1 pseudogene is annotated in these 661 nt (G+C 46.9%); it reads right to left on the reverse strand.

Annotated elements, in window-relative coordinates:
• A pseudogene (locus tag R7Q09_RS26120) lies at window positions 1–614 on the reverse strand (methyl-accepting chemotaxis protein); the annotation flags it as partial.
• Window positions 615–661 lie beyond the last annotated feature (47 nt).

Raw genomic sequence — 661 nt, forward strand, 5'->3', positions numbered from 1 at the left:
AGCTCCGTCAGTGAAGAGGCGCTGTGCGCATGCTCGGCCACCGTCTGTACCGTAGAGGTCATCTCGCTCATTGCCGTGGCCAGTTGGTCAATTTCGTTAAACTCTTCTTGGGCAGACTCTTTAGTTTCCGACATGCTCAGCGTCATCACTTCCGTCAGTGTCGCTAGCTCGTCGGATGCGTTGATTTGCATTTGAATCACGTCATGCAGTTGGCGACGCGTTTTCTCTAGCTCTCGTGCCACATCTCCGTATTCATCTTTACAGTCCATACCAAACGGTACCGACAAGTTTTTGCTCGCCATTAATTTGATGGCTTCATTGAGATACTGTGTTTGGCGCAGCATTACGCGTGCGGCGGCCAACAGTAAAGCCACAAAAACGACGATAAGTAGCGCGGTCTGCCACACTACTTGAGTCAAATACGCTTCATAATGTTGTTGAGCAACTTGCGCATTTTGAGTGGCTGCTAAAAGTGAATCGTAAAATGTGTTTGCGTCCCAAAGTTGTTTTGCCACGATCAGAACGGTACTGAATACCATCAACATGACCATTTTCGGTACAAGTCGAATGTCGGATATGACCCTTTCCCATGGCTTAAATGCCAGCTTTTCCATTGTCAGTTCTCCACTGAGTCTTATATAGTTTTTACATCTCTTATAGT

It is taken from the genome of Vibrio sp. 2130-1 (genome assembly GCF_033339515.1).